Source organism: Micromonospora endophytica (assembly GCF_003236305.1).
GTDB lineage: Bacteria > Actinomycetota > Actinomycetes > Mycobacteriales > Micromonosporaceae > Micromonospora > Micromonospora endophytica.
The window spans coordinates 1-531 of the sequence record NZ_POTX01000518.1 but is presented as its reverse complement, the minus strand read 5'-3'; the positions used below and the strand labels follow the sequence as shown (position 1 = coordinate 531).

Annotated in this window: 1 protein-coding gene; it reads right to left on the bottom strand. The window is 69.5% G+C overall.

What is annotated here, in order from left to right; all coding sequences use genetic code 11:
• Positions 1 to 120 precede the first annotated feature (120 nt).
• Positions 121 to 531, bottom strand: a 411-nt coding sequence (locus tag C1I93_RS33020; RefSeq protein WP_181445400.1) for a hypothetical protein, incomplete at its 5' end; no start/stop codon positions are given.

Below are 531 nucleotides of genomic sequence, written 5' to 3'. Positions count from 1 at the left end.
ATGCGACGCTGCGCCTGGTGTTGGCGTTCGGTCCGCCGGGTTGAGCGTTCGGTGTCCCGCCGGCGCGATGGTGGGGCTGTCGGCTGCGGTGAACCGGTCGGGCCGGCGAGGCGGGGGCGGCTATTGGCGGTTGAGGATGGTTGTCTCTGGTGAGCCCGGTGCGGTGAGGGTCAGTTCGTCGCCGAGCAGGTTGAGCTTTGCGTCGATCGAGGATCGGAACATCCCGCAGTCCATTTCGAGGACGTATTCGGATCGGGCTGGGGAGGTGACCCGGCCGGGGCAGGAGATGGACTCGTTGGTGACGGCGAGGGTGCCGTCGGGGCGGATGACGAGGCTGCCCGTGCCGGCTTCGTCGTTGGTCCAGGTGCCGGCCAGCCGGTCCAGTCGGGCGCCTTCGGTGAGACCGGCCCGGGGCAGTATCACCTTGACCAGGATTGTGGCGTTGACGGCCAGGAGGATCACGGCGATGGCGGCGGCGATGGCGGCGATCACGCCGAGGCGTGGTGTGGTGGTGGGGGCGTCGGGTTGGGG